1 protein-coding gene is annotated in these 281 nt (G+C 35.9%); it reads left to right on the top strand.

The features are described from left to right. Window positions 1–85: 85 nt before the first annotated feature. The coding region (locus AOA60_RS23850) for a ribose-phosphate pyrophosphokinase-like domain-containing protein (protein ID WP_256592875.1) at window positions 86–281 on the top strand (196 nt) is incomplete at its 3' end.

Here is a 281-nt window from a genome sequence, read left to right as displayed (position 1 = left end):
TGCCTCAACTGGTATACTTAAAGTTGTATGTTTATTTATTATTTTTGGAGGCGTCGTTATGTCAGGAAATAGAGATACATCAAACATGAAAGTTTTTGCTTTAAACTCAAATATCCCACTAGCAGAAGAAATTGTTAGCCATATTGGGATGGATCTGGGAAAGAGCTCGGTGAAACAATTTAGTGACGGTGAAATTCAGATGAATATTGAAGAAAGTATCCGTGGCTATGACGTCTACTTAATTCAAACTACAGCGCAGCCAGGTAATGATTATTTAATGG

Origin of the sequence: Pseudomonas sp. 2822-17 (assembly GCF_002742485.1) — a bacterium.
GTDB lineage: Bacteria > Pseudomonadota > Gammaproteobacteria > Pseudomonadales > Pseudomonadaceae > Aquipseudomonas > Aquipseudomonas cyclaminis.
The sequence above is the reverse complement of the archived record's forward strand: the minus strand, read 5'-3'. Positions and strand labels throughout refer to the sequence as shown.